At 72.8% G+C, this 5,389-nt stretch carries 6 protein-coding genes; 4 read left to right on the top strand and 2 right to left on the bottom strand.

The window, feature by feature from the left end:
• Together GWI24_RS39745 and GWI24_RS39740 are read left to right on the top strand one after the other, a co-directional pair.
• The coding region (locus tag GWI24_RS39745; RefSeq protein ID WP_210950896.1) for an FMN-binding protein at window positions 1-232 on the top strand (232 nt) is incomplete at its 5' end.
• A gap of 8 nt (window positions 233-240) precedes the next feature.
• A complete protein-coding gene (locus GWI24_RS39740; RefSeq protein ID WP_210950895.1) occupies window positions 241-1,020 on the top strand; it encodes an FAD:protein FMN transferase in 780 nt (259 codons plus the stop codon).
• A gap of 78 nt (window positions 1,021-1,098) precedes the next feature.
• On the opposite strand, the gene GWI24_RS39735 is transcribed toward GWI24_RS39740, so the two are convergent.
• Window positions 1,099-1,497, bottom strand: a complete 399-nt coding sequence (locus GWI24_RS39735) for a DUF488 domain-containing protein (protein WP_210950894.1) — start codon at window positions 1,495-1,497, stop codon at window positions 1,099-1,101.
• 51 nt (window positions 1,498-1,548) lie between these two features.
• Between GWI24_RS39735 and GWI24_RS39730 the strand changes: the two genes are divergently transcribed.
• Window positions 1,549-2,139: a pyridoxamine 5'-phosphate oxidase family protein gene (locus tag GWI24_RS39730; protein ID WP_210950893.1), complete on the top strand. Its 591-nt coding sequence runs from the start codon at window positions 1,549-1,551 to the stop codon at window positions 2,137-2,139.
• A 66-nt stretch (window positions 2,140-2,205) separates the two neighbouring features.
• Window positions 2,206-3,222 (top strand): bile acid:sodium symporter family protein, encoded by a 1,017-nt coding sequence (locus GWI24_RS39725; protein ID WP_210950892.1) that lies wholly within the window; start codon window positions 2,206-2,208, stop codon window positions 3,220-3,222.
• Between the two features lie 491 nt (window positions 3,223-3,713).
• Here the strand turns inward: GWI24_RS39725 and GWI24_RS39720 are convergent.
• A partial coding sequence (locus GWI24_RS39720) for an adenine deaminase C-terminal domain-containing protein (RefSeq protein WP_210950891.1) occupies window positions 3,714-5,389 on the bottom strand: 1,676 nt, incomplete at its 5' end.

Below are 5,389 nucleotides of genomic sequence, written 5' to 3'. Positions count from 1 at the left end.
CCCGGTCCAGGTGAGCCTCACCGTCAACGGCGGGAAGATCACCGGCGCGCAGGCGGTCAAGACGCCGGACTCCGGGCCGCGCAGCGAGCAGATCGCCAAGGACTCCATCCCAAAGCTCAACCAGCAGGCGGTGTCCGCGGCGAAGGTGGACACGGTGTCCGGGGCCACCTACACCAGCGAGGGCTACGCCAAGTCCCTGCAGAGCGCGCTCGACAAGGCGGGTGCCAAGTGACGTACGGAATGGACGAACCCGAGCCGCTGCGCCATGTCGAGCACGTCATGGGCACGGTCTTCTCCTTCGACATCCGCGAGGTCGCGCCCGCCGACCGGCCCCGGGTGCAGGCCGCGCTGGACGGGGCCGTGGTGGGGCTGCACCGGGTGGACGAGCTGTTCTCCACCTATCGCCGGGACAGCCAGATCAGCCGGCTGGGGCGCGGTGAGCTGACGCTGTCGCGCTGCGATCCCGAGGTCCGCGATGTGCTGCGGATGTGCGAGGACGCCGAGCATCGCAGCGGCGGCTGGTTCACCGCCCGCTACGCCGGTGGCCGCCTCGACCCGACGGGCCTGGTCAAGGGCTGGGCGGTGGAGCGCGCCGCCCGGATGCTGGTCTCCTCGGGCGCCGGGTCGGTGTGTGTGAACGGCGGCGGCGACGTCCAGGTGCACGGCGGCCCCTGGCGGGTGGGCATCGCCGACCCGCTGCGCCGGGGCGAGCTGGCCGCGATCGTGGAGGCCCGCGGCGAGCTGGCCGTGGCCACCTCGGGCCCGGCCGAGCGGGGCTGCCACATCCTGGACCCCCACACCGGCCGCCCCCCGGCGCAGGGCCTGGCCTCGGTCACCGTGATCGCCACCAGCCTGGCCGACGCGGACGCCGTGGCCACCGCGGCCTGCGCCATGGGCGCCGAACGCGCCCGCCCCTGGCTGGGACGGCTCCCCGACGCCGAGGCGTTCGTGATCACCGCGGACGGCTCCACGTGGCACACCAGCGGCTTCGCCCGCTATTCGGCGGAGCTATGTGTATAAGGCGACCCCTCTGTACAAGACGATCCCGCTGTATCGGGCGATCCCTGAACGCTGTATCGGGCGATCCCTGAACGGCGCTCACTCCTGGTCGCGGATCGCCTCGGCCAGGACCTGGACATGGCCGTGGTCGAGGTCCTTCACGGCCGTGAGGAGGGTCAGGGGGCCGGAGGCGGTCAGCTCGCGGAGGTGGGCGACGGCCTCGCGGCGCTCCGGGGTGGTGAGCTCGGCGCGGTAGCGGCGGGTGAATTCCGGGAAGAGGTCCGGGTCATGGCCGTACCAGCGGCGCAGCTCGGTGGAAGGGGCGGCGCCCTTGGCCCATTCGTCCAGCCGGGCGTCGGCCTTGGCGAGGCCGCGCGGCCAGACGCGGTCCACCAGGACGCGGGTGCCGTCGTCCGGGTCGGGGGCGTCGTACACCCGGCGGATCCGGATCGCGGGCTCAGTCGCGGACGCTCGCGCGGAGGCTTTCTTGGTGGCCATACGCCCATGGAAACATCGCCCCGGCGACCATCCGCAGGGATAATGCGCCACATGGGAAAGGTGTACGAACGTATCGACGGCAGACTCCGCACCTTCATCGAAGAGCAGAAGATGTTCTTCACCGCCACCGCCCCGCTGGCCGGGGACGGCACGGTGAATCTCTCTCCGAAGGGGCTGGCCGGCTCCTTCGCCGTACTCGATGAACTGACCGTGGCCTACCTGGACTTCGCGGGGAGCAACGCGGAGACCATCGCCCATCTGCGGGAGAACGGCAGGATCACCCTGATGTGGTGCGCCTTCACCGGCCCGCCGAACATCGTGCGCGTCCACGGCCGGGGCGAGCCGGTGTTCCGTGACGATCCGCGCTTCTCCGCGCTGCTGGCGCACTTCCCGGACATCGATGTGGACGATCACGGGCTGCGGGCGGTCATCGTGGTGTCGGCCGAGCTGATCCGGGACACCTGCGGCTACGCGGTCCCGTATCTGGACTACCGCGAGGACCGCTCGCTGCACGCCTCCCGCTTCCGGCGGGAGGACGACGAATCGCTGGACCGCTACTTCCAGAAGAAGGAGCACATCGCCAGCAGCATCGACGGTCTGCCGGGGCTTCCACTGCCGTTGCCGCCACTGAGTTCCACATAGTGGGTGTAGTGACCACATAACGAGACGGTGTTGCGGAAGGCACCTCCGGAAGCGTTCCATCACGCGGTGCGATCCGAATCGAAGAGCTCCGCGGACAACTCCCCGACGACGGCGGGGCAGGCGCCCTCGTCGTCGCCGGAGCCCGCTGCCGCCGACCGGGCGGCCCGGCGGGCCGTCACCGTCTTCCCCCTCCTCGTCCTCGCCGCCGGTGCGGCGGGCCTCGCCACGCCCGGCACCTTCAGCGGCTGGGCGCCGAACGTGCCCTATCTGCTCGGCGTGGTCATGTTCTGCATGGGGCTCACCATGACCCCGCGGGACTTCTCCGGTGTGGCCAAGCGGCCCTGGGCGGTGGCGCTCGGGCTGGTCGCGCACTATGTGATCATGCCGGGGCTGGGGTGGCTGATCGCCAACGCCCTCGGTCTCTCCCCGCAGTTGGCGGCCGGTGTCATCCTGGTCGGCTGTGCGCCGAGCGGAACGGCCTCCAATGTGGTGACGTATCTGGCGCGCGGCGATGTGGCGCTGTCGGTATCGGTCGCCACCGTCTCCACGGTGCTCGCGCCGCTGGTCACCCCGCCGCTGACACTGCTGCTGGCCGGGGAGTTCCTGCCGGTGGACGCGGAGTCGATGGTCACCGACATCCTCAAGACCGTGCTGCTGCCGGTGGCCGGGGGGCTGGTCGTACGGCTGGTGGCCGGGCGGTTCATCCAGCGGGTGCTGGGGCTGCTGCCCTGGCTGTCGGCCGTCACCATCGGCGTGATCGTGGCGATCGTGGTGGCCGCCAGCGCGGACGCCATCAAGTCGGCGGCGGCGCTGGTACTGCTCGCCGTGGTGCTCCACAACGGGCTCGGCCTGGCGCTGGGCTACGGGGCCGGCAAGCTGGCCCGGCTGGGCGCGCCCGCCAGCCGGGCCATGGCCTTCGAGGTCGGCATGCAGAACTCCGGGCTCGCCGCCTCCCTGGCCGCCGCCCACTTCAGCCCGCTGGCCGCGCTTCCGGCCGCCGTGTTCTCCGTCTGGCACAACGTCTCGGGGGCGGTGGTGGCGGCCTGGATGTCGTACCGGTCCCGGACGGCCTCGGCCGACTGACGATCGACCCCTGGACAGTCGGCCGACTGACCGCCGACCCCCGGGCGGCCGTCCACCCGGGCCGCCGTCCATTCGGGCCGCCGTCCATTCGGGCCGCCGTCCATTCGGGCCGCTGACGGCCCCGGGCGGCCGACGGCCCCAGGCGGCCGACCCCCCGGGCGGCCGACAGTCCAGGCCGCTGGCGGCCCCGGGCGACTGACGGTCCCAGGCCGCTGACCGCCCCGGGCGGCCCACGGCCCCAGGCCGCTGACGGCCCCGGGCGACTGACGGTCCCAGGCCGCTGGCGGCCGGACCACGGTCGGCGGCCGGACCACTGACGCCCCCGGGCGACTGACGGTCCCAGGCCACTGACGACCCCGGGCGACTGACGGTCCCAGGCCACTGGCCGCCGGACCACGGTCGGCGGCCGGACCACTGACGCCCCCGGGCGACTGACGGTCCCAGGCCGCTGGCGGCCGGACCGCGGTCGGCGGCCGGACCACGGTCGGCGGTCAGAGGACGGCCGGCTCCCATGCACGGTCGACCACCCGGACCAGGCCCTTGTCAGTGAGCTTGATCTGTGGTGACACGGGCAGCGTCATGGTCGAGATACTCATGAAGGCGTTGCGGTGCCGCCAGCCCCACCGGTGCAGCGCCTCCCGTACGGCGGCCGCCCCCTGGGCGACCGCGGCGGCCGGCGCCGGGGACATCACACCGCCCACCGGCAGCGGGAGATGCACGGTCGGCTCTCCGGTGACGGCCACGCAGATGCCGCCGCCTGAGCCGATCACCGAGTTGGCCGCACGGCGCAGCGCGGGGGCGTCGGTGGCCACGACGGTGAGGTTGTGGCTGTCGTGCGCGTACGTGGTGGCGACCGCGCCCCGGGCCAGGTCGAAGCCGACCACGGGGGCCATGGTCCGGCGGCCGGAGCGCTGGTGGCGCTCGTACACCGCGAGCACGGCCGTCCTGCCCTCCCACTCCACGACGCCGTCCCGTACGGGCAGCACGACCTCGGCCGGTTCGGTGAAGGTGTCCACGGGGTTCACCCGCAGTGCCCGGAAGGTGTGCTCACCGTCGGGGAGATCGACCCGCCAACGGCAGTCGCTCGCGTCCAGCGAGGTGAGGCGTACCGAGTCGGCGAAGGGGTTGGACACCAGGGCCGTCGCGGCGGCCTCCTCGGCGGTCTCCTCGACCACCCGGCCGCCGCAGACGACGGTCACCGGTGTCGGGTCCTGCAGCGCGCGCAGCAGGACGAGGTCGGCGCGCTTGCCCGGGGCCACCACTCCCCGGTCGTCGAGGCCGAGGCGCCGTGCCGGGTGCAGGGTGAGGGCGCGCAGTACGGTCAGCGGGCTCAGCCCGGCGTCCAGCGCGACCCGCGCGATGTGGTCCAGGTGCCCGCGCTCGAGGATGGCATCGGCCGCCAGGTCGTCGGTGACCAGGCAGAAGTCGGGCAGCACGGGGAGTTCATGGAGCCGGGCCACCAGCTCGGGGGTGAGGCACTTCTCCTGGAGCATCAGCAACATCCCGAGCCGGGCCTTCTCCACGGCGACCTCGGGGGTGTTCTTGGTGTGGTCGGAGTCGATCCCGGCCCAGAGGTACTCGCCCAGGTCGTCGCCGGAGAGGCCCGGGCAGTGGCCGTCGAGGCGGACGCCCTTGCGCCGGGCGGCGTCGACGATGGCCCGCATGCGCGGGGAGCCCGTGACCACGGCGCGGTAGTCCATGACCTCGCCGAGGGTGGTCACCCCGTCCCATCCGAGCATGTCGGCGATGTCCTCGGCGGTCAGCCGGGATCCCGCGGTCTCGAAGCCTTCGAGCGCGGGCACACAGGAGGGCACGGCCCACAGCATGGTCTGCGCGGGCGCGCGGCCCTGCTCGATCATCCAGGCCATGGCCTCGCGCCCGGCGACGTTGACGATCTCATGCGGGTCCGCGAGCACCGTCGTCGTACCGCGCCGCACCGTGATCCGGGCGAACTCGGCGGGGGTGAGCAGCGAGCTCTCGATGTGCATATGGGCGTCGATGTACCCGGGCGCCAGCAGCAACCCCTCGGCGTCCAGGACGCGGTCGGCGTCGATCCGCACACCGGGGGCGGCGACGGCGCGGATGAGGTCCCCGGTCACCACCACGTCCGCCGGGACGATCTCGCCGGTGTGCACCGAGACGACTCCGGCCCCACGGATGAGGAGGT

This window comes from Streptomyces sp. MK37H, assembly GCF_018035285.1.
GTDB classification, from domain to species: domain Bacteria; phylum Actinomycetota; class Actinomycetes; order Streptomycetales; family Streptomycetaceae; genus Streptomyces; species Streptomyces endocoffeicus.
The sequence above is the reverse complement of the archived record's forward strand: the minus strand, read 5'-3'. Positions and strand labels throughout refer to the sequence as shown.

Bases quoted from the DNA above. Each gene is read 5' to 3' on its own strand.
- GWI24_RS39740 (WP_210950895.1), top strand. From the start codon at position 241: ATGGACGAACCCGAGCCGCTGCGCCATGTCGAGCACGTCATGGGCACG.
- GWI24_RS39735 (WP_210950894.1), bottom strand. From the start codon at position 1,497: ATGGCCACCAAGAAAGCCTCCGCGCGAGCGTCCGCGACTGAGCCCGCG.
- GWI24_RS39730 (WP_210950893.1), top strand. From the start codon at position 1,549: ATGGGAAAGGTGTACGAACGTATCGACGGCAGACTCCGCACCTTCATC.